We start from the raw sequence: 21,635 nt of genomic DNA, 5'->3' as shown, positions 1-21,635 counted from the left end.
TCAACGCGACACTCTGGTTGAACACCTCACATGCGAACCGGTTCCCTGTGAGAAGGTTGTCTCCTGCACCGACTGCGAGGGAAACCACCGATACACATCGCAGGATAGGACTTTCAAAATCGCGAACACCCGCACAGACCGCCGCCCCCGCGAAGAAAACCACCGTCCCACATCAGTACGCCCCGCTTTCAGAGTGGCAGACATCCGAGGGGGAACCGATACGTATGGGAGACGCACGCCTGAAAAATCCTAAAAAGTGGGGGCTGCGCCGCCGATAACCATAGTTCTACACAGATACCGCCTCTACGAGACTGAAGAGAGTCGAGGTGGTAAATTTCGTCTGTGGATTTCTTCTATCAACCCCGCCTTTCATAAGTGTATCGTTAATTGTAGGTTTTACACATCAGGAGACCTTTTCTCATGGCAGAAAGAACAGATCCAACACAAAAAGAGAATCATCCATTTTACTGTCAGTATCGCGCCGTCTATGAATACGCAACACAATTCACACAGGGGCAGCGCGTATTGGACCTCGGATGCGGCGAGGGATACGGTGCCCACCTATTGGCACAACACGCAAAAGAGGTCGTCGCCGTTGACAAAGACAAAAAGACCATACAACAAGCAAAGCAAAAATACGATCTCCCCAATCTCGATTTCTACATCCAAGATGTCTCACAACTTCACAAATATTTTCCTTATACGTTTGATGTCGTCTGCTGTTTTCATCTCATTGAATACCTAAGAACTCCCGAGTATTTCTTGGAGGAAGTCGCCAAACGCTTGGTCCACCCCGCAGCAGTGCTTCTCATTTCAACACCGAATCGATATTCTCCACTTCGGGAGTCTATAGGTCTCCAATCGCCCTATCACCAATGGGAATACAACGCCAGCGAGTTCCGAGCCCTTCTTTCAAGGCATTTTAGAGATGTGGTGCTTTATACACTCCAGGGGAGTTCAAAAGTCGAGGAGTTTCAAGAGCTCCGGGCACAGCGCATCCAACAGATTTTCAACTATGATATCCTAAAAATGCGGCATTGGCTCCCGAAGCCACTCTTACGGCTGAGTTTTGATGTCGGGGGGAGGTTATTAAAATCATTCATAAGTGCCACGCATGACGACTTGACGCACGGCATCACAACCACCGATTTTCACGTCACCGAGGGACAATTCTACACAGGTTTAGACTTAATCGGAGTCTGTCGAATCCCATACGACACGTTTGAATAAAAACCTATACCTCACCCAAGTTGCTACTAACAAATATTAGGACGTTTTATACCGAACTTACGCAGCTTGCCTTGCTGGCGAGGTTTAAAACCTCGCCAGCGGCGTGTGCCCGTAGGTGCTGGAAAATTGCGTAAGTCTCAAATATTTGGATAATTCAGGACTTACGCAAATTGAGAAAATATCGGACATTCAGACGCAAAAATCGGTAATTTCCGTATTTAAACCCCCTAAATCCCCCTTATCAGGGGGACTTTAAGAGGGAGTGCGTAAGTCCTATAATTCTATAAAGGAGAGTTTTCAATCAAGAAGGAAACCCCATAATCCTGTGAATCCTTGAATCTTGTAAATCCTGCTTCAGATAATGAACACCCTGTAACAACTATATTCGTTTTGCATGCCATATACCGACAGCCGAGTACTGAAAACCGACAGCCATGTTATTGAAGTGTAATCAATACCGGTTCAATCCCCTGCGTCTCTTGAATGTATTGCTTGAGACTGGCTGCCTCTTCTCGTGCTGCAAACTCCCCAATTGTTACCCGATGCACTGTTCTCGCGTCAACCACAGCCGTATAGATTTGTACCTTCTCGTCGGGATTCATACGCTGCAGATTCGCAGCCATCATTTCAGCATTACCGGGTTGTGCAAAAGAGCCAACCATCAATGTGAGTCGTGCTGCTGATACTGTCGCCGATTGACTGCCAGCACCAAGTTGCAGCTGCGCTTCCTGTATGCTTTGATTCCCCGCGATGTCCTGAACCTGCAGCTTGCAAGTGTACGTAGCAGCTGGCTGTGCCTGAACCTTGTTCAAAAAGACTTCGGCGGGTGGTGAACCGTCGCCCTTCATCTGTTCGACAAGCACATTTTCTGTATCAAACAGTTCAAGTTTCCAATGTGCAAGCGGATTGAGGTCCCATGCCTTCACAGCGACGGTTGCGGGCGTTTTCCCAGAAATCTCTAACGTCGTCGGAATGAGATCAATCGTGAGATCCTTGATATCTTTCAGATACGGCGTGCCTTGTGCGTCAACAACGTGGAGTTGTACCTCATAGTCGCCATCAGGGACTAAATTGCCAGTATCCGCAATCCCATCCCAGACAATACCCGTTGCCGGAATATCGGTTCCAGATTTTTTCCAGACGCTTTCGGTGTATTCATCGGTAATGTTCAACTGCCACTGTAGGGGAGCGATGCTATCTTCAAAACTCAAGCGAAATGTGGTGCTATCCGAAACACCATCGCCATTCGGCGAAATCGCGTGCTCGGAAAGATTTAATTCTCCATTAATGGTTTCAGGGTCCACGATGAGTGCTTTCGGCATTAAAATCGGCGCAGCATCATCGGCATCCGATGCTTCAGTGCGCGTCGCTACCGATACCAGGGCTGCGTCGTTTCCACCCCAGCGCAATGTCGCAGAAATCCAATGAATGCCTCGTTCCAATTCACTACCACTGACGTAGGCATAATCAAGTTGTCCTGCCGAGTTTCGGAAACTGACACCCCGCGCTAACTCGCCATTCCAGAATCTTTCAGAAGCAGTCAAAGCGGTATAACCGAGTCGCAGTCCGACGTGCCCATCAATGAGCCAACGTTCTGCGCCGATATGCAATCGGAACCGTTCTCCGCCAACAGCGTCGTTCGATCCTCGGACAGCAAAATCGGCAGAAAAAAGCGTATCACTGCCCAATTCATACGTTGTGCCGAAACGCGCGGCTAAGGGCGCGCTCTCAAGAAGTACGCCGTTCTCTCGAATACCGCTGCTCAGTTCGGAGAAATTCACGCCGACTGTCAGTTCATCACCCCATCTTTCCAATGGGTAGGCAAATTGCATCCCCAAATCCACACTCCATAAGAAATTCGTTCTGATGGGTGTGTTATTCTGATAGTAGCGGAGGTTAGCACCTGCCGATGCCCTCTGTCCGAGTGCACGTCCGTATCCTAAAAGGACGATCTGTGTAGACTCCGTCGTGTCATTTCTCCAACCATCGAGCCAGGTCGCTAAGGAGATATTTCCCAGATTCCTATCCGTCAAACCGAAGGTATGCGGATTCGCAGCGACTGAAAACGCTTGATCGCGACTTGACACATTTCCGGGAAGCGGCATCCCACCCATATTGACTTCCACACCATCCATAAATCCTAACGAAGATGGATTCCACAGAAAACCGTTGGTCGCGGACGGACCGGCAGTGAAAGCACTTCCCATGCCGACTGCGCGGGCACTCGCACCGACAAAAATATCCCGCTGGCTTATGCCAGAATCCGCCGAGGAAATAGATACAACCGCCAGCATCATTCCGAAAATACAAGATGTTTGTACGACTCGCAGCAGCAAGTGTTGTCTACTCTGTCGAATAAAATTAAATTGCATCGGATACACCCCATTGCTGTTTTTAAGCTTAAATGAATATAGTTATCTAAGGTGCTTAACGTTGAATTGATGAAAATGGGTACAAGTGGAGAGGGAAGATATTTTTCTATAGACGTGGAGGTTTAATGAACCTAAAGAACAGAAGATGCAGGGAGCGGTTGGAAAAAGCGACTTTGAGGCTCTTCTCTATTCTTCTGGTTGAGTGGCATATCTGAGAATTCCATCTGCATCTGTGAATCGCAAATAGAGTCCCCAGGACCAGCCGTTATCGATTTTCTGGCACAAAACCCTATTCCATCCCGCTTTCAGCTGACATGGAACCGCATCGGTATCTGCCGTTGCGCCAGCGTTGATACTTTTCCGATGAATTTCAGTGCCGTTTAACCAAACAGCGATTTCGTCATCACTCCCAATCAACATCACAGAATCGGTCGGTTCCGGCGCGTGGATATACACCAACGTATATCCAACAGTCATCGATTTAGGACTGAGGTCTCTGCGTAAATCAAGATAGCCATCTCCCCTTGCAGTCACTTCCTGCCAGTGGACGGCTCTGCCATCAATACCCGTGTAAATCTTCTTCAGGTCCAATTGACTTTGAGTACGCAGCAGTTCTTTAACTGTGCTAACATCTGTCTTGGGAAACGGACCTAAAACCATGGAACGCCTGACATAAGGGGAGGCATTTAACACCTGATAGGAATCAACACCGATTTTATAGCCTGTGGCTTCGGATGATTTCCCGACAGTACTGAGCCTTATCTGGTTCTCACCAGCATTCAACGGAGCAGTTCCAAATGAAACCAGCGTCCCCGCTATCGGCTCAGAAGAATAGCAATCGTAGGGTGTACCGACCAGAGTGCCGTCAACGGATAATTGAACGTGTCCATATTCCTGCCCACGTGTTAAAACGGCGCGAATCTCATAAACATCCCGACAAGGGACTTTAATTGGAATGGTTAAGGACGCTGTCTCTCCAACACCCTCTGGCGTGAAAGCGACATGGCTTCCACTGATATCAATACCCGCTGTACGATAATTTTCTATCTGAACCGTTACGCCGTGCGCTGCCGTCTTCGGGAGTAGATCAATTGCCGATTGGGTATCCTTTGGTGGTAATGCCCATTCCCTCTCATACCAAAACTGTGGCATCGCGTAGAGGTCCCGTGCCTCATTTGTCAAGACGAGGTCGTAGCCATCAAAACAGACGGCTTCTCCATAGAAATTGTGAGGTAAGGACCAGGGTGTGCTTTGAATCATTTCTGCTAAATTACCGGCTGTACCGTGATAAACCCAGAGTGCGTTGTAGGTGCAAACAGCAAGCCGCGTCCCGTCTTCTGAGACTCCCGCGCCTGTAATGAACTTTGCGTCAAGGAATTCGCCAACCTTTTCTAACACCTGTTTGGTATCGGCTTTCAGGGTTGAGAACCGGTAAAGCCCTGCACGTTCTCTTTCTTTAGAGACAATATAAGGAATATCTTCAACAATAAAGAGCCCCTCCGCATCCACATTTTCGTTCGGATACCGATACGGATAACTCGCGATGACCTTCGCCTCCGTTTCAGTGAAAGGGTTCGGTTCTGCGATAACAACGACTTTCAGATCGAATCGCAGTCTGCTGTTATTCCCAATTTCGCCAATCCAGAGTTGATTTTTGTCGTCAATACCGAGTGCCTCCCAATCGAAGTTTCCAGAACCCTTTATTGCGACCTCTTGGATCAATTCACCATTGAGCTTTGTGGCGTAGAGTGTTGCTGGGTTACCGGAGTCGTTGAGAGTCCAATAGACACCTTCAAACTGCCGACTCGCGACAATGCCGGAACTCTCCCGGATATCAGGGTGTGTGTATTGTCCTACAGGTTGCCAAGGGGGAGTGTCAGGTGCTGCCGTAGTGGCGGAAAGTCCGATGCCAAGCACAAAAATCAGTAGATGGGATAACAGTTTCATCAAGTAGTCTCCTTCAAGATATTTTACCACTCCTGAAAAAATAAATCAAGATAAAGAAAATTGGTAAAAAACAGCGGAACAACTTCCCAAAAATCCAGTTTTTTCATTTTTGGCACATAATGCACGTTTGTCTGATCGAGTTTTCGTCTTTAAGTAATAGAGAGCATGAACAGTAAACGAACCATCTGGACATTTGTATATTCTGAAAATTTTAAATGAAAAAATGCAACTGTTTTAGAACTCATTTGTAGTAACAACAACCTCACTTTCAGCAAGCTTTGGCTTGCAAGCAATGCCTTTGACAAATTTTTTACTATCTTTTTTCCCTGAACGAACTCTATATAGGCAAAAGGGAGAAAAATTGAGTTCATTTGGTTTCAACACCCGTTTTGAAAATAATGCACCCTTTTGACATCTAAAGTGCGTCACTTAAATCAACGGATGTAAAATTTTAGCAAGATTGCCACTTGCAAATTCAAATGCAAGTCCTATTCTAATAAGGAGAAAAAAATGCGTTTCCTAATGATTAATCTACTCCTCGTCTGTTTGTTACTCTTCGGCATCGGTTACCTTGCTTTCGGCTATAATGAGATTATCGTGCCTGCTGAACAGCGCGATCCTCATACAGAGGAGAGGCATTGGGGAGCGTCTTTTGAAACACTCCATAAACGCCTCAAAACAGACGTAGACTTAGATTTGAAGTAAAAAGAAGGTTTTTTAATAGAATTCGGGTGAAGTCAACGCATCTTTAAAGTGAACGTTTGAATAGTATCGAAAAACAATTAACAGTGACAAAATCCACAACTAAAAAAAGGAGAAAAAAATGACAACGCAAATTCGCCAGCAAAATGGCATCTCGATTTTGAAACCCACTGGAAAGGTAAGCGGACGTTCCGTATCAGACTTACGGGAAGTTATTTTGCCACAAATAGAGGCTTCTGATACCCCACGCATCCTCATCAATTTCGAGCAGGTCAATCGGATTGATAGTTCAGGTCTTGGCCCCTTGATGGAAGCATACGCCGCTGCGTCCCGAAAACAAGGACGCGTGGGTGTCGTCAATGTCGGGAAACATATCAAAAATCTCATTGTTCTGAGTCGTTTGGTTAATCTGTTTGAACATTTCGACAGTGAGGACGCTGCTGTTGCTGGACTGTCAGCTTAGCTGTCGAAGTCCAGTAGAATATCCACAGGGAACTGGTTTTTTACCGGTTCCCTTTTTTCTTGCCCGACACTCACAAAACAAATTCTAAAAAATTCAAGTTTTTTCATTTTTTTTCCCAAAATGCAAGATTTTTGCCCAAAATTTCGTCTTTAATAATAGAGGGTGTAAATTGCCCCATATTGTTTTATTGCATAAAACGTGGTTTATGATTAAACTTTTTGGCGAAGGCATACACGATCCAATAGGGTCATTAGGGGGAAATTTCGTGGAAAGAGAAGACGATGTTCAACTAATCCGCAAAATTTTATTGGGCGATGATGCTGCGTTTGGGACCTTGGTCGAAAAGTACCAAAAGAGCGTTCATACCCTTGTGTGGGGGAAGATCGGCGATTATCACTATGCGGAAGAGATTATGCAAGATGTCTTCCTTAAGGCATACAAAAAACTTCCGACCCTCAAGAATCCAAATCAATTTGCCGGGTGGCTCCATGTCATGGCAAATCGGCTTTGCATTGATTGGATACGAAAGCAAACGCGGATACGGCAGCAACAACCTACCATGCAATCGCTGGAGGGTGCCCGTCTGGAAGAAATCGAGGAATCCTCTTATATACATTATATGTCGGAACAGTGGATGACAGAGAGAACGGAGTACTGCCATGAGTTTGTCCAAAAACTTTTGGAAAAACTGCCAGAAAATGAACGCACGGTCGTAACACTCTACTATCTTGACGAAATGCCAACGAAAGAGATCAGCAAATTCTTGGGGGTGTCGGTCAACACAATCGCAAGTCGACTCCACCGAGCGCGAAAGCGTCTACAAGCAGATCAAGAATTCCTTGGTCATTCAGAATTATCAGATAACCTGAAGGAGAATATTATGAATCAATTAGCGCAACTTCGCAGCAAGTTCGATGCATTCATGGAACAAGTAAAATCTGACCCTGCATCAAGAGAGGATATTCTTAAGGAGGCAGCCAACGAGATTGAAGATGCGCTTAAGGGTGAAATCACACCTGAGTTGGTGCATCTTGTAGTTGATGATATGTACTCGCGTATGGGTAGTCTCGGCATGGAAAAACGGGTGCCTTTACTCCGTAAGTATATGGATAACGCGCCAGATGATACAGAACGTTACTGGTCGCATAAATCTTTAGTGCATAGCCTTGCTTTTCTTCGGAGAAACCGAGAAGCTATTGAGGAGCAGATGCGTCTTTACCGTTGGGCATGCAAGCAGTCAGAAAAATATGTGTTGCGGATTGTTTCCAATCTGACCACTGCTGGCTGTTGGAAAGCGGAAGGTCGTATTGATGACTGGCTTAAACTTTACAATGAGGCATCTGAACGCTTAGAGAACCCTGAAGTGAGTCAGTACAGTCGTTGCATGTTTCTGCAATTCGGAGCAGAGATATTACGAAGGAACGACAGGTTAAAGGAGGCACTTCTTGAAATAGAAAAGTTGGAACGTGCCAATGGCAAACCCGGTTGGAGGAGTTATTTTAGGTTCTGGTTGGCTATAAGAGAGAATCGACTGCTGTTGTATAGCAAACAGGAAAATTGGGATCGTCTCGATCAAGTCTATACGGAAACGAACACATTTATTGAAGGAGAGTTGAAAAAACTGGATGCAGGTTTTCCTGTAAATACTTACGAACTTATTTGGGCTGCTCACAATATTGGTTGTTGTCTGGTATGGTCGAAGAAGTATAACGAGGCGAAACCTTTGTTACAACTCGCCATCGATTTGGAAAATTGGAATGAACATAGTCACTTCATGCTCGCTGTGAGCATCTGGGCATCTGAGAAAAATCGAGAGAAGACTTTACACCATTTGAAGGTCGCTCAGGACAAGTATGTGGTTACCACCTACAATTATCTGAATAGCTACTATCCGGAATTTCTTGAGACTCCCGAATTTTCAGATGTTAAGGATGATCCAGAGTTTCTGAAGGTTCTGGGGCAGAAGTAAAAGGAAGACTTCATGCTAACAACGCTCATCCGCCGAGAACTCCTCGATAACCTAATGACGTTCCGCTTCGCTGCAGCAGTCTTAATTATGTTGTTGCTTGTTGTCGCCAACACCTTTGTGCTTATCAAGGATTACGAGCGACGGTTAGCCGCTTACAACACGGCTCTCAAAACCGAGGATCGGCGCTCACAGGGATGGAAAACCTATTCGGGTGGAAGATTGAACGTTGCCCGTCCACCAAATCCGTTGAGTATTTTCAATGTCGGGTTGGATAAACGGCTGGGCAACGAGATTTGGATATCTCACAGTTTTGTGCCGACGCTGTGGGATACTGGAACGTATAAATTGACGAATCCACTTCTCAACCTCTTCACTTCGATTGATATTGTTTTTATTTTTGAGGTCGTTCTGAGCCTCATAGCACTTATTTTCGCCTACGATGCCATTGCTGGGGAACGCGAGCGTGGCACATTGCGTTTGGTGCTAACGCATCCGGTGCGTCGCGGTCAAATCCTGCTTGCGAAATATATCAGTGCGATGCTCTGCTTGCTTGTTCCGTTGCTGATAAGTCTACTCCTCGCGGTTATTTTGCTGACAACATCCACGTTCATTTCTCTGAGTATGGGTGATTTCCTCCGTATCGGTGGGATTATATTGAGTTCAATTGTCTATCTGTCGGTATTCTACCTCATCGGCATGCTAATTTCAGCAGTAACCCGCAGAACCGGTACTGCGCTGATGCTTGCTATGTTTGTCTGGGGATTTTGGGTGTTGGTGTATCCAAACGCGGTTCTCGCCGCGATTGCCCCTCCGCAGACTTCTCAACCACGTATGGTATCCGCTTACGAGGAAATCAAACAGATATGGGAGGCATTCGACAGAGAGCGAAAGCACTTCCTTGCGAATGATGCCTTTCCAGGGGAAGATCCGGATTTTGGTATGGTAGACGCAGATCCGAATTGGATATGGGGATCAAGTGACGAATACTTTCATAAAGATTCATCAACACTTAGGTATGATTACCACGCTGTTTCATACATTGAGGAACTTAGTGAAGCATCCAAACCGCAAATACCACACGCACAGGATTATTACCGCTTCCTCGGACCGCAGATCATCAACACCGCAGAACGCGCATGGCTTGTCCGAAAACAGGCACTCGAAACTATCTTCGTTCAACCAGCGATTGTCGATCGCATCCTCTTGAGAGGTTCACCAGTCGGGATGTACGACGCTGCAACGCAAGCGTGGGCGGGGACAGACTTGCGCGGACTCAGAGATTTTTTTGAAGCGGCGCGAAGGCACCGACGGACCTTGATAGATTATTACTATGATAAGGACGCTTTCGGATCGCAACAATGGTTTTCTGCCGACAAGGGCGCGGTGGATTGGGACAGTTTACCTCAGTTTTCTTTTCAGAGAAGCGATGTCCAAATAAATGCAGCACGTGCGTTTACAGATATTTTTCTACTGTTGATAATCAACCTCGTCCTATTCATCGGGATATTTCTGGTTTTCCAAAGAAGTGAAGTGTAGAATAGTTATAAGTTAACAGTTATAAGTTATAAGTTAAGAGGGTTCAGGGACTCCGCGAAGAACACCCAAGCAAAACACCGCTCTTTACTTATAACCTACCACTTATAACCTATAACCAATCTTCTGAAAACTGATAACTGAGGACTGATAACCAATGTGGCATATTGCGAAACGAGAAATTTATGATAATCTGAATAGTCTCCGATTTGCGCTGGCAACAGTATTGCTTCTCGGCTTGATGCTGATCAATGCGATTGTGCATCTGCAGGAACATCCTGTGCGGATGCAGAAATATCATGATGCCGTCACAGAATCGTTGAATCGCTTAAAATCCCGAACGAGTTTGTATCTGATTGCCCAAGTGGGTCCTGGATACCTTTACAAAAAACCGTCGTCTCTCCATTTCTGTGCAGATGGCGGTGAGGACTTTTTGGCTGACAATGTCTACGGCGGATTTTACGCTTGGGCCACCGATGACTTAGCAGGCTTCTGGCAGTTAGATTATATGCCTGCGACGCTCAATCGACAAAATATTCGTCCGGACACTATCAAAATAGATTGGGGGTTTGTGATCGGGTACGTCTTGAGTCTCATTGCGATCCTGTTCACCTTTGATTCGATTTCTGGCGAACGCGAGCATGGGACACTCCGTTTGACGCTGGCAAACCCTGTCCCGCGTCATACCGTGTTGATTGGGAAATTTTTAGGCGCGTTGGTCAGTATTAGCGTCCCGTTTGTGCTCGCGATTTTGATGAACCTGTTGGTAATTTCCACGGCCAGCGAGGTCCAACTTGGTACTGATACGTGGAGCCGTTTAGGCGTTATCCTTTTCATTGCGATGCTGTACCTGTGCCTGTTTCTTGCGTTAGGTTTGTTGGTGTCGTCGCGTGTGCGGCGGAGTGCAGCGAGTCTTGTGATCCTTCTATTGATGTGGGTCACCTTCGTGGTTTTCATGCCGAGTACGCTTGCCTCTATTGCAAGCGGATTTTCACCATCAATGACTTATTATGAATTCAACGAACGCGCGATGCAATTTGTAGGTGAACTTAAGGGTGAATACGAGGCTCGTTTGCAAGACATGCCTAAGGATTCAGCGCAAAAAATGGAGTTCGCGGGTGAATATGTTATCAAAGATGTGACGGGGCGGGAACGTTTGATCCACGAATACTTAGCGCAACAGCATGCCCAAATTCAACTGGCGCGTTCTGTCACCCGCGTCTCACCAGTCGTGCTTGTCCAGCATCTTCTTGAGGTTTTTGCTGGCACTGGGTTTGAACGGCACCAACAATTCGTGGAGAACGTGCAGCGTTATGCCCGTGAATACCGAGAATTCGTCTCGGATATGGATAGAGCCGATCCCGAAAGTCCGCATATCATTGGGGTTTATGAGGGTATGTCGAAAAAGCCCATCAGCCCAGAATCAATTCCAACGTTTGAAGATACGCTCAGTCTCGGTCGCGATTTCAACGCTGCAGCAGTAGATCTGCTGTTGCTAACGTTGTTTTTCGTTGTTTTTCTCTCCGGAGCGTTCCTTGCATTTGTACGCGTTGAAGTTTAGCGTATAGTTTTCAAGTTCCGCGTGTTCTTTTCTTCGGACACTGCACGCCAGAAAGTATTTGTGCTGCCTGCCCTTTTTGCTGTTCCATCCGTAAAAAATTCATATTTTTTCATCTTTTTTGACCCAATGCACGTTTTTTCGTCAAACTTTCGTCTTTAAATTATAGAAGGTGCGAACCGCATCGGACTGCTTAATTTTACAAAATCCGACATTTCATTAACCATGTTGGCGAATGCAACACGATCCAATCTGTTCATTAGGAGGAAATCCCGTGGAAAGAGGAGACGATGTTCAATTGATCCGCGAAATTTTATCGGGCAACGACGCTGCATTCAGCACCTTGGTCGAAAAGTACCAAAAGAGTATTCACGCCCTTGCATGGCGAAAGATTAACGATTTCCACTATGCGGAAGAGATCATGCAAGACACCTTCCTTAAGGCATACAAAAAACTGCCAACACTCAGGAACCCCAATCAATTTGCCGGGTGGCTTCATGTTACCGCAAATCGGCTTTGCATTGATTGGTTACGAAAGCAAAAGCGGCAGCAAGAACAAAAACTTGTGATGCAATCGTTGGAGGACACACGCCCGGAAGAAATCGAGGAATCCTCTTATACACATCATATATCGGAACAGCGGATGACAGAGAGCACCGAACGTTACCATGAACTTGTCCAAAAACTTTTGGAAAAACTTCCAGAGAATGAACGCGCAGTTGTAACACTCTACTATCTCGACGAAATGTCAACGAAAGAGATCGGCAAACTCTTGGAAGTGTCGGTGAATACAATTACGAGTAGACTCCAACGCGCGCGAAAGCGTTTACGAACAGACCACGAATTCTTAGATCAAGAATTCTTCGGTCATTTACAATTATCAGATAATCTGAAGGAGAACGTCATGAGACAATTAGAAGAAATTCGCAACAAGTTCGATGCCTTCATAGAACAAGTAAAATCCGATCCCGCATCAAGAGCGGATATTCTTACAGAAGCCTGTAACGAGATTGAAGATGCCCTTAAGGGTGAAATCACGCCTGAATTGGTGCATCTTGCTGCCGATGAAATATACCCCTATATGGGTAAACTTGGCATGGAAAAACGGATATCTCTACTCCGTAAGTATATGGAGGATGCACCAAATGATACGGAGCGTTTCTGGTCGCGTGAGGCGTTGGTTTACAGTCTCGCTTCTCTTGAAAGAAATCGAGAAGCTATTGAGGAACACGCTCGGCTTTACCGTTGGACGTGCCAGCACTTGCCAGATAAATATGTGTTGGAGGCTGCCTCCACTTTAAGCGTAGCTGGATGTTGGGCGGCGGAAGATCGTATAGATGACTGGATTCAACTTTATAATGACGCCTCTGAACGATTAGAGAACCCTGGCGTGAGTTACTTCAGTCGTGGCGAGTTCCTCCAAACCGGAATAGATGTCCTACGAGGCAACGACAGGTTCGATGAGGCACTCCTTGAAATAGAAAAGTTAGAACATGCTAACAATGAACCCGATTCAAAGCATTATTTTCAATTCTGGTTGATTGTGAAAGAAAATCGACTTCTCATGTACGGTAAACAGGGAGATTGGGATCGTTTCGATCAAATTTTTACGGAAGTGCGTACATATCTGGAAGGAGAGTTGAAAAAACTGGATGCGGGTCAACCTGTAAATCTCAGCAACCTTATGTGGCTTGCTCACGATATCGGTTGTTGTCTGTTGTGGTCAAAGAAGTATAACGAGGCGAAACACTTCCTACAAGCCGCCATTGATTTGGAAGATGACAACCATTATGCCCACTTCCAACTTGCCGCAAGCATCTGGGCTTCTGAGAAGGACAGAGAAAAAACTTTACATCATCTAAAAGTCGCTCAGGATTACTATGTGAGAAATCCTTATAATCAGGATACATACTACCCGAATTTCCTTGAGACACCTGAATTTTCAGATGTAAAGGATGATGAAGCGTTTCTGAAGGTGCTCGGCCAGAAGTAGGGCAACACTCCTCAAAACCTAATATTGCTTACAGGAAAATCCAAAATGAAACTTCGTGACGTTATCACCGCGGGTGTGAAGCCCCTCGCGCAAAATAGACTCCGTGCCGGATTGTCCATTCTCGGCATCTTCATCGGGATTGCGGGTGTGCTGTGTATGATCGCTATCGGTGATGGTGGGAAAAAGATCATCGCCGAAGATATCGAAAAACTTGGTGGTGCAAATCAGTTCACAATCTTTACGCTCCACTCCAGCTTCAAACGCGGACGGCTCGTCCGACCTCCTACTGAGCGATATACCTTTAAAGACGCTTTTGCAATTGAGGCAGAATGCCCCGAAGTACTATATGTTTTGCCCAATTATGAAGATTTTGAAATCTTGGTTACCAACCGAAATGGGAATCAAACCAGGGTCCTTTTAGAAGCTGCGACTGCAGACTATGCGCTCGGCATGGGTTGGGAGTTACAAGACGGCAGATTTCTCACCGAAAACGATATAGAAACTGCAGCACAAGTCTGTGTCTTGGGGGCAGACTCCGCTATGGAACTGTTCGGAGAAGCGTCTCCAGTCGGGCAAGAGGTAAAGGTCCGTCATCATTGGCCGCAAAAGACAGTACGGATGCGTGTTGTAGGGGTCATGAAATCCAAGGGTCGTAGCCTCACCTGGTCCTATTCCTTGGATGATGCCTTATGTGTCCCACTGACAACATATCAACAACGGCTTACAGGCAAGCACGACATTGAATACCTGATTGTCTTTTTTCAAAAGGGGGGCGATATTAACAGTATCAGTGCTTCTGTTAAGGATATCGTGCGTAAAAGACACCCGAGACTGGATGGCTTTATCGAGGCTTATAAACCGAAACTGACCTTCAAGCGGTTGGATCATATTCAAAAGGTGATAAAGATCGCCTTGGGCAGCATTGCGGGTTTCTCGCTGTTCGTCAGCGGTGTCGGTATCATGAATATCTGTCTCGTTTCTGTTGGTGAAAAGACGCGGGAGATAGGTTTAAGGAGATCAGTCGGTGCGAAACGAATTCACATTTTTTGCCAATTTTTGACGGAATCGATCTGCCTCTGTTTGTGTGGTGAGGTGCTCGGCATCGCGGGCGGTTGGGGTGCAGCACACGGAATGGCATGGCTTGCGGTGCGGATTGTGCCAATTGTGGAGACGTGGCCCGTTGTCCTCTCCTTTTCGTGGATATTGACTTCCGTTATTTTCTCGATTGTTATGGGTGTGGGGTTCGGTGTCTATCCTGCGATGCGGGCGGCGCAGCTTTCACCTGTCGACGCGCTCCACACCGAGAATTAGCATTTACACAGTAAAGCCCAAAAATATGTAGATAGTTATTCATCAAACGAGCCTCACCGCCGCTGGCGAGGATTGTATCCTCGCCTATCGCCAATGTCCAAATAATTATAGACTTTACTACTATAACCCAAGTTGCTACCTACAAGATTTTAGTTATGAAACCTGCATTTTTGTAGCGTAAACTTTCAGTTTGCGCACGCAGAAGCACAGACTAACAGTCTATGCTACAAAAACCAGCACAATCTAACACATTCTGCTACAAAGATAGCAACTTAGGTTACTATAATAAAGAGTCTGATACAAGGAGCGGGCTTTCTTCCACACACTCAAGAGCAAAATTTCAAGCCCGAAGAATTTGATGGAACAACAGAAAGAATCTGACATCCAACTTGAACAGTGGAATCCTCCTGTAAAAGAATGGGGTCCAGTATACAAAGCGATTTTCCGCGCCTTCGGCATGATATGGCGCGCAGGAAAAGTTGAGACAGTCGTCCTGTTTTTCCTAATGCTCATCCAAGGCGTGTTACCGGTCTTCATCCTTTACTTAAGCAAGGATGCAATTAATATGGTCATCGCTATCACTGATACGAACGATCAGAGTTTTTGGGACGCGGCTCCACTTTTGATTGGATTAGCACTTGCCACAGTCGTCATGCAAATAATGGAGCCGATTTTTCTTCTCGTGAAAAGCGTCCTTGGTGATAAGATGCGTCGGTATGTGGCACTCCTCGTCATGGAAACTGCCAACCAACATCCAGGCATCGCACACTTTGAAGATCCAAAACTGCATGACCAACTCCAACGGGTTCGGCGTGTCGAAGGAAGTAGTGCCGACTTAGTTATCTACGCTTTTCAGGCTGGCAGCGATTTTTGGGCACTGATTTCCGTAGCCATCTTCCTATCCTTGTTTCATCCACTGGCACCCCTCCTTCTAATGTTTTGCGCGTTACCCTACGCATTAGCGCACTATAAATACGCAAACCTCTTTGGAATCGCGCTTCAATTTCAAGCACCTGAGGCTCGAAAACTCGATTACTTCAGAAATCAGTTCCTCTCTCACGATACCGCTAAAGATGTGCGTATTTTTGGGCTACACAATTTCTTTTTTGGAAAGTATCGGCGTATCTTTACTCGGGTTCTCGGCGTGCTCTGGTCTGTCCGAAAGCGTGAGTTTCGTACGCTTTCACTCTATGCCTTATTGGGCGGTACAGCCGTGTGTGTCGTGTATGTTGCCCTTTTTCGACAGACGATTCGCGGCGAGTTAAGTGTCGGTGAACTCACTGCCTACGCGGGTGCCGTCCTTATCATCTGGACGAGCATGAGCACCTCCCTTTTCAACTTCGCCTTTATGCACCACGTTGGGAGTTTTTTAACCCACCTTTATGATTTTCTTAAAAGGAAGCCAGTCATTAAAATGACCCCGAAAGCGTTCGCCAAAAAGGCACCACGCCCCTTTCAAAAAGGCATTGAATTGAGAAATGTCTCCTTTTCTTATCCAAACACAGACCGAAAGATTTTGGACGGTATTTGCTTGAACATTCACGCTGGAGAAACCGTCGCCATCGTTGGAAAAAATGGTGCTGGCAAAACGACCTTAGTGAAATTAATCACACGAATGTATGATCCGAGTGATGGAGATATTCATCTCGATAATGTCCCCATTCATCACTATGATCTGGACGATCTACGCGCCCAAATGAGCGTCGTGGATCAGAGTTTTCTCAAATACCAACTCAGTGCACAGGAAAATATCGGCCTTGGTAATGTTGACCGACTTTCTGAATTAGAGCATATCAAGGAAGCCGCGGAAAAAGCAGGTGCCGATTTTATCGACCAACTCCCAAAGGGATATGAAACCGTCCTCTCGCGTCAGTTTGAAGATGGAACAGAACTCTCAGGTGGACAATGGCAAAAAATAGCACTTGCTCGCGCCCTCACTCGAGACGCGCAACTCCTCATCTTGGATGAACCCACCGCAGCCCTTGATGTCCGTAGTGAGCACGATATCTATGCCCGGTTTCAGGAATTAACGAAAGAGAAAACAACCGTCCTGATTTCTCATCGCATGTCAACTGTACGTATGGCGGAGCGAATCCTTGTTCTTGATGATGGAAAAGTGATCGAAGAAGGGTCTCACGAAAAATTGATGAAAGACAACGGATTATATGCCCGACTCTACACCCTCCAAGCGGAACATTACGATGTTTAAAAAACTACTTTCTTGGAAGACATTGGCCGTCGATACTGTGAAAATGAGTCTGAAGGTACTTGCCTTCGCTTGGCAGACTTCAGCCAAACGCACCTCTTTACTTTTGCTGTTTCTTGTTATTTCCAGCAGTCTTCCCGCGACTTCCGCGTTCCTGCTCAATCACCTCGTCAACGACGTGGTAGCCATCGTAAAGACCGGAACTGCACTGGAAACGACAACAATCCTTCTCGGCATCGGCTGTATCCTCTGTAACATCCTTCCGTTCATTATGAATCCAGCATCAGATGTTGTTCGCTCTACGCTCTCAGATCTGCTCATTGCTGACATAGACGAGCAGGTCATGAAAAAAGCATCGCAACTCACCGGACTGGCATACTTTGATGAGAACAAATTTTACGATCAACTCCGCTTCCTCAGAGAAAACTCAACGCTCCTTGAAGGCATGCTTTGGGTGCTGTCATCCACGATTAGCAACGGCATTACGCTCATTTCGCTCTTAAGTTTAACGGTAACAATCAACCCCTTTATCCCGATTGTAATGCTCCTCGTCGCTTTACCCCATCTCTTCGCAGAATATCGCCATCACCAATACGCTTTTGACACCCGTTGGGACCAGCTGCCGGAATCCCGTCAATTGGGATACTTCCATGGACTCCTTTTTAATCTTGAGTCCGTAAAAGAGATAAAACTCTTTAATCTGGGTGCCTACTTTATCAATCGGTACCGGGAACTTTTTGATACACTTTTCAAACGATTCCTGTCTGTGAGAATCTCACACACCAAAATCACCCTGCTTTTTACACTCCTACACGGTATCGGACTCACACTTCTCTACATCTACGTCGTGCTGATCGCGTTTCAAGGGAAGATTACCGTTGGCGAGGTAGCAATGTATTTTTCGATTGTGAATGGCTTACAGGCGGCGTTCTGGCAGCTGACCTTAAAAATTGGGAATCTGACCGGCTCCACAATAGAATTTCATACTTTATCATCCTTCTTCGAGTTGGAGCCTACTGTGAAAACCGGTGAGTCCGCCGAAGCATTTTCCCACATTAACCGAACCATCGAATTCAGGAACGTCTCTTTCCGGTATCCGGGACGTGAGAACACCGTGTTCAGCGACATCTCCTTCTCAGTAAATGCTGGAGAGACGCTCGCCATCGTTGGCGAAAACGGTGCTGGTAAAACGACACTTATAAAACTCCTCTGCCGTTTTTATGACCCAACAGAGGGACAGATATTCATCGACGATGTCCCCTTACATCAGTATCACCTTGAGAGTCTACGCCAGAAAATTGCCCCAGTCTTTCAGGATTTTTCACACTTTTTCCTAACCGCGGCGGAAAACATCGGTATCGGGAACGTAGAACAGGTCAACAACGAATCGGCGGTGATTCAGGCAGCGGAGCAAGGTCAAGCAGATACCGTCGTTTCACAACTATCTGATGGATATCAAACTTTACTGGGACGGCATTTTGACGGCGGCACCGATTTATCCGGCGGAGAGTGGCAGAAAATCGCCATCTCACGTGCCTTTATGAGGGACGCAGAAATCTTAATCTTGGATGAACCGACAGCCGCTCTCGATGCAGAATCCGAATATGCTCTCTTTCAACGTTTCAAAACGCTCACACAAGGCGTGACAACGTTGTTAATCTCCCATCGTTTCTCAACAGTTCGTATGGCAGACAGGATTCTCGTCATTGACGAAGGGAAAATCCTTGAGGAAGGTACCCACGAACAACTGATGAACAAAGGCGGTAGGTATGCAACACTCTACCGAATGCAGTCAGAAAAGTATCAATGAAATATCTACTTCGCACTGCGCCGCTCTGGGTATGCTGGCACCAACTTTTCCATCATTACAAAAATTGTGGACAAACCCGATATTTTGTGGTATCATTAAGTACACATATCGTAAAAGATACGCAACGCCTCGATTCTTGAGGACATGTTCATAACAAGGAGTATGAGTTTTGCATCGACAATCTGCAAAGAAACACGCACGGGCGGATGAAACGAAACGGATACGCAATCGGCATCGCAAAGTGACATTGCGAACAGTGCTGAAACAAACGGAAACTGCGCTTGAGGCAGGCAACGTTGATACAGCACAAGAATTGTGCCGGACCACGGTAAGTCTCTTGGATAGAGCTGCCAGTAAAGGTGTCATCAAAAAAGGGACAGCGAATCGCCAAAAGTCCCGACTCACCCGCAAGCTGAACGCCCTTACTGCAGAAGCAGCGTAATTTTGACGCTCTATTGGATGACTTGGTGCTAACAAAGGGAGTTCGCGAGGTACCGAAACCGTGAATGGTGAAATCTCGCGTTATCGTGAATTATGAACGCACGCACAGTCGCCTTAGAGTGCTTACTCACCCTTTCGCACAGCAGTACACCCATAGCATCTGTCGTTGACAGGGCATTTGGACGCTACTCTATCGAAGGACGCGAACGTCGATTGGTAAACGGGCTTGTCTACGGCGTTACCCGATGGCAGAAGCAGCTGGACTGGGTGCTGGACCAGTTTATCAATCCTCGATTTCAATTAGACGCGCGGCATCGCAATATCTTGCGACTCGGCGCGTTCCAACTGTTACATCTCGATGGGATCCCTGCACACGCAGCGATCTTTGAAACCGTCCAACTCGCGACACCTCATCCACGCAAATCCTCCAATAGACGGAAGGCAGCGGGATTCATCAACGCAGTACTCCGTTCTGTGCAACGCGAAGGCACAACATTAACCTATCCATCGCTCGATGAAAATCCGACCGAACACATTGCGTTTTCGTTGTCCTATCCGACGTGGGTGGTGGAGCGATGGCTCCAGACGCGCGGCGTTTCGTGGACGTTGGCATTCTGTCGCGCGAGCAATCAAATCGCACCGCTTTCACTCCGCGTGAATACCCGCCTGACACAACGTGAAGAAGTTTGTCAATCGTTAGAGATGAACGGTATTGCCGCAACCGCTTCCAAAATCGCACCCGACGGAATAACGCTCGAAAACCGTGCCATCACCGCTTTTGATACTACCAACGAACAGACATTAAAGGATATTCTCAACCGAGAGGACATCTATGTTCAAGACGAGAGTGCGATGTTAATGGCACCGCTGCTCTCACCGGAGACATCGGAATTCATAGTGGATGTATGTGCTGCACCGGGTGGTAAGACGACACACCTCGCGCATCTCATGCGTAATGCGGGAAAAATTATCGCCGTGGATGTGTCGGAGAAAAAAATAGCACGCTTGCAAAAGAACTGTCAACGTGTCAATGCGCGCAACGTTGAGACCCGAATGATGGACGCGACAAAAGCCGATCTCAGCTTTATCGAAACCGCAGACGCTGTCCTTATCGACGCACCGTGCTCAGGGTTTGGAACCCTTCGGCGACATCCCGACATCCGATGGAACAAAACCGCCAAGCAGGTTCAGGCTCTCAGTGAGATGCAATATAGTCTCTTGAAGAACGCGGCACAACACATCAAACCGGGTGGCATTCTCGTCTACAGTACTTGCAGTATAGAACCGATAGAAAATGAGGACATCATCCAGCGGTTTTTGACAGATTTTCCGATGTATCGAGTGGAAAATGCTCGAAGTTTTTTGCCCGATGTTCCACCAAGTATCATAACACCACAAGGTTTCGTCCAAACATTTCCACATGAACACAGCATTGATGGTGCGTTCGCGGCACGCCTCCGACGGATCCCGGCAAAATGATAGACTTCAGGTTGTACGCCATCACAGACAGACACCAATGTGCACCTACTCCGTTAGTGGATGTCGTTTCTGAATTGTTAGATGCCGGTGTCACCGCTATTCAATTGCGCGAAAAGGACTTAGACGATACCGAGTTACTTCAATTGGCACAACCGATCGCCGAGGTGTGTCGAAATTACGAGGCGAAACTTTTCATAAACACGAACGCACAGATTGCACACGATGTAGGTGCGGCAGGGGTTCATCTGCCAGCGAACGCAGCACCTGTAGAGAAAATAAAAGCACAAACTACAGATGATTTCCATATCGGATGCTCGGTGCATAGCCTTGATGCAGCACAAAAATGGGAAGCGGAAGGTGCAGATTTCGTTACTTATAGTCCGATCTATCCCACAGCGAGCAAACCAGGATATGGTCCCACGGTCGGTGTAGAAGGACTCGCGAAGGTGGTAGAAAATGTTAAACTGCCTGTCTTCGCGTTAGGTGGAGTTACACCAGCACGGGTTACGGAATGTTTAGCCGTGGGGGCTTTCGGTGTCGCTGTAATGTCAGGCGTTATGGGTTCCACAAACGCTAAAAAACAGGCGAGACGCTATCTTGATACTTTGCGTTAAGCACGCT

The 21,635-nt window shown here is 46.6% G+C and carries 16 protein-coding genes; 14 read left to right on the top strand and 2 right to left on the bottom strand.

All coding sequences use genetic code 11. The annotated features are described in order from the left end of the window. On the top strand, window positions 1–278 hold a 278-nt coding region (locus OXH39_02255), incomplete at its 5' end, for a hypothetical protein (GenBank protein MCY3549253.1). A gap of 142 nt (window positions 279–420) precedes the next feature. After that, entirely contained in the window at window positions 421–1,230 is an 810-nt protein-coding gene (locus OXH39_02250; GenBank protein ID MCY3549252.1) for a class I SAM-dependent methyltransferase, read from the top strand. A gap of 437 nt (window positions 1,231–1,667) precedes the next feature. Here the strand turns inward: OXH39_02250 and OXH39_02245 are convergent, their stop codons facing one another. Both OXH39_02245 and OXH39_02240 read right to left on the bottom strand, forming a co-directional pair. Beyond that, entirely contained in the window at window positions 1,668–3,602 is a 1,935-nt protein-coding gene (locus OXH39_02245; GenBank protein ID MCY3549251.1) for an SPOR domain-containing protein, read from the bottom strand. Between the two features lie 186 nt (window positions 3,603–3,788). Next, entirely contained in the window at window positions 3,789–5,549 is a 1,761-nt protein-coding gene (locus OXH39_02240) for a hypothetical protein (GenBank protein ID MCY3549250.1), read from the bottom strand. A gap of 510 nt (window positions 5,550–6,059) precedes the next feature. Between OXH39_02240 and OXH39_02235 the strand changes: the two genes are divergently transcribed. The 12 genes from OXH39_02235 (at window position 6,060) to thiE (ending at window position 21,628) form a co-directional block, all read left to right on the top strand. Beyond that, the gene (locus tag OXH39_02235; protein MCY3549249.1) at window positions 6,060–6,254 is read left to right on the top strand and encodes a hypothetical protein; all 195 of its coding nucleotides are present in this window, start codon (window positions 6,060–6,062) and stop codon (window positions 6,252–6,254) included. A 118-nt stretch (window positions 6,255–6,372) separates the two neighbouring features. Beyond that, the gene (locus tag OXH39_02230) at window positions 6,373–6,714 is read left to right on the top strand and encodes an STAS domain-containing protein (GenBank protein MCY3549248.1); all 342 of its coding nucleotides are present in this window, start codon (window positions 6,373–6,375) and stop codon (window positions 6,712–6,714) included. Between the two features lie 265 nt (window positions 6,715–6,979). Then, window positions 6,980–8,683 carry an RNA polymerase sigma factor gene (locus tag OXH39_02225; GenBank protein ID MCY3549247.1) on the top strand — a complete coding sequence of 568 codons (1,704 nt, stop codon included), beginning with the start codon at window positions 6,980–6,982 and terminating at the stop codon, window positions 8,681–8,683. 12 nt (window positions 8,684–8,695) lie between these two features. Next, the gene (locus OXH39_02220; GenBank protein ID MCY3549246.1) at window positions 8,696–10,219 is read left to right on the top strand and encodes an ABC transporter permease subunit; all 1,524 of its coding nucleotides are present in this window, start codon (window positions 8,696–8,698) and stop codon (window positions 10,217–10,219) included. 154 nt (window positions 10,220–10,373) lie between these two features. Next, window positions 10,374–11,777 (top strand): ABC transporter permease subunit, encoded by a 1,404-nt coding sequence (locus OXH39_02215; protein ID MCY3549245.1) that lies wholly within the window; start codon window positions 10,374–10,376, stop codon window positions 11,775–11,777. A gap of 271 nt (window positions 11,778–12,048) precedes the next feature. Then, a complete protein-coding gene (locus OXH39_02210; GenBank protein ID MCY3549244.1) occupies window positions 12,049–13,767 on the top strand; it encodes an RNA polymerase sigma factor in 1,719 nt (572 codons plus the stop codon). A gap of 45 nt (window positions 13,768–13,812) precedes the next feature. Then, window positions 13,813–15,078, top strand: a complete 1,266-nt coding sequence (locus OXH39_02205; GenBank protein MCY3549243.1) for an ABC transporter permease — start codon at window positions 13,813–13,815, stop codon at window positions 15,076–15,078. A 358-nt stretch (window positions 15,079–15,436) separates the two neighbouring features. After that, window positions 15,437–17,287, top strand: coding sequence for an ABC transporter ATP-binding protein (locus OXH39_02200; GenBank protein ID MCY3549242.1), 1,851 nt, complete (start codon window positions 15,437–15,439; stop codon window positions 17,285–17,287). Continuing rightward, complete coding sequence (locus OXH39_02195) at window positions 17,280–19,094, top strand: ABC transporter ATP-binding protein (protein ID MCY3549241.1); 1,815 nt, start codon at window positions 17,280–17,282, stop codon at window positions 19,092–19,094. Before OXH39_02200 ends, OXH39_02195 begins: the two co-directional genes overlap by 8 nt. 169 nt (window positions 19,095–19,263) lie before the next feature. Further along, on the top strand, window positions 19,264–19,536 hold the full coding sequence (gene rpsT, locus OXH39_02190) for a 30S ribosomal protein S20 (protein ID MCY3549240.1): 273 nt from the start codon (window positions 19,264–19,266) through the stop codon (window positions 19,534–19,536). Between the two features lie 92 nt (window positions 19,537–19,628). Next, window positions 19,629–21,014 (top strand): 16S rRNA (cytosine(967)-C(5))-methyltransferase RsmB, encoded by a 1,386-nt coding sequence (gene rsmB, locus OXH39_02185; protein MCY3549239.1) that lies wholly within the window; start codon window positions 19,629–19,631, stop codon window positions 21,012–21,014. Continuing rightward, entirely contained in the window at window positions 21,011–21,628 is a 618-nt protein-coding gene (gene thiE, locus OXH39_02180) for a thiamine phosphate synthase (GenBank protein MCY3549238.1), read from the top strand. The genes rsmB and thiE overlap by 4 nt, the downstream gene beginning before the upstream one ends. Window positions 21,629–21,635 lie beyond the last annotated feature (7 nt).

The sequence above is a fragment of the Candidatus Poribacteria bacterium genome (genome assembly GCA_026702755.1).
Taxonomy (GTDB): Bacteria; Poribacteria; WGA-4E; order WGA-4E; family WGA-3G; genus WGA-3G.
Note: the sequence above shows the minus strand (reverse complement) of the source record. Positions and strands in the feature narration are given on the sequence as shown.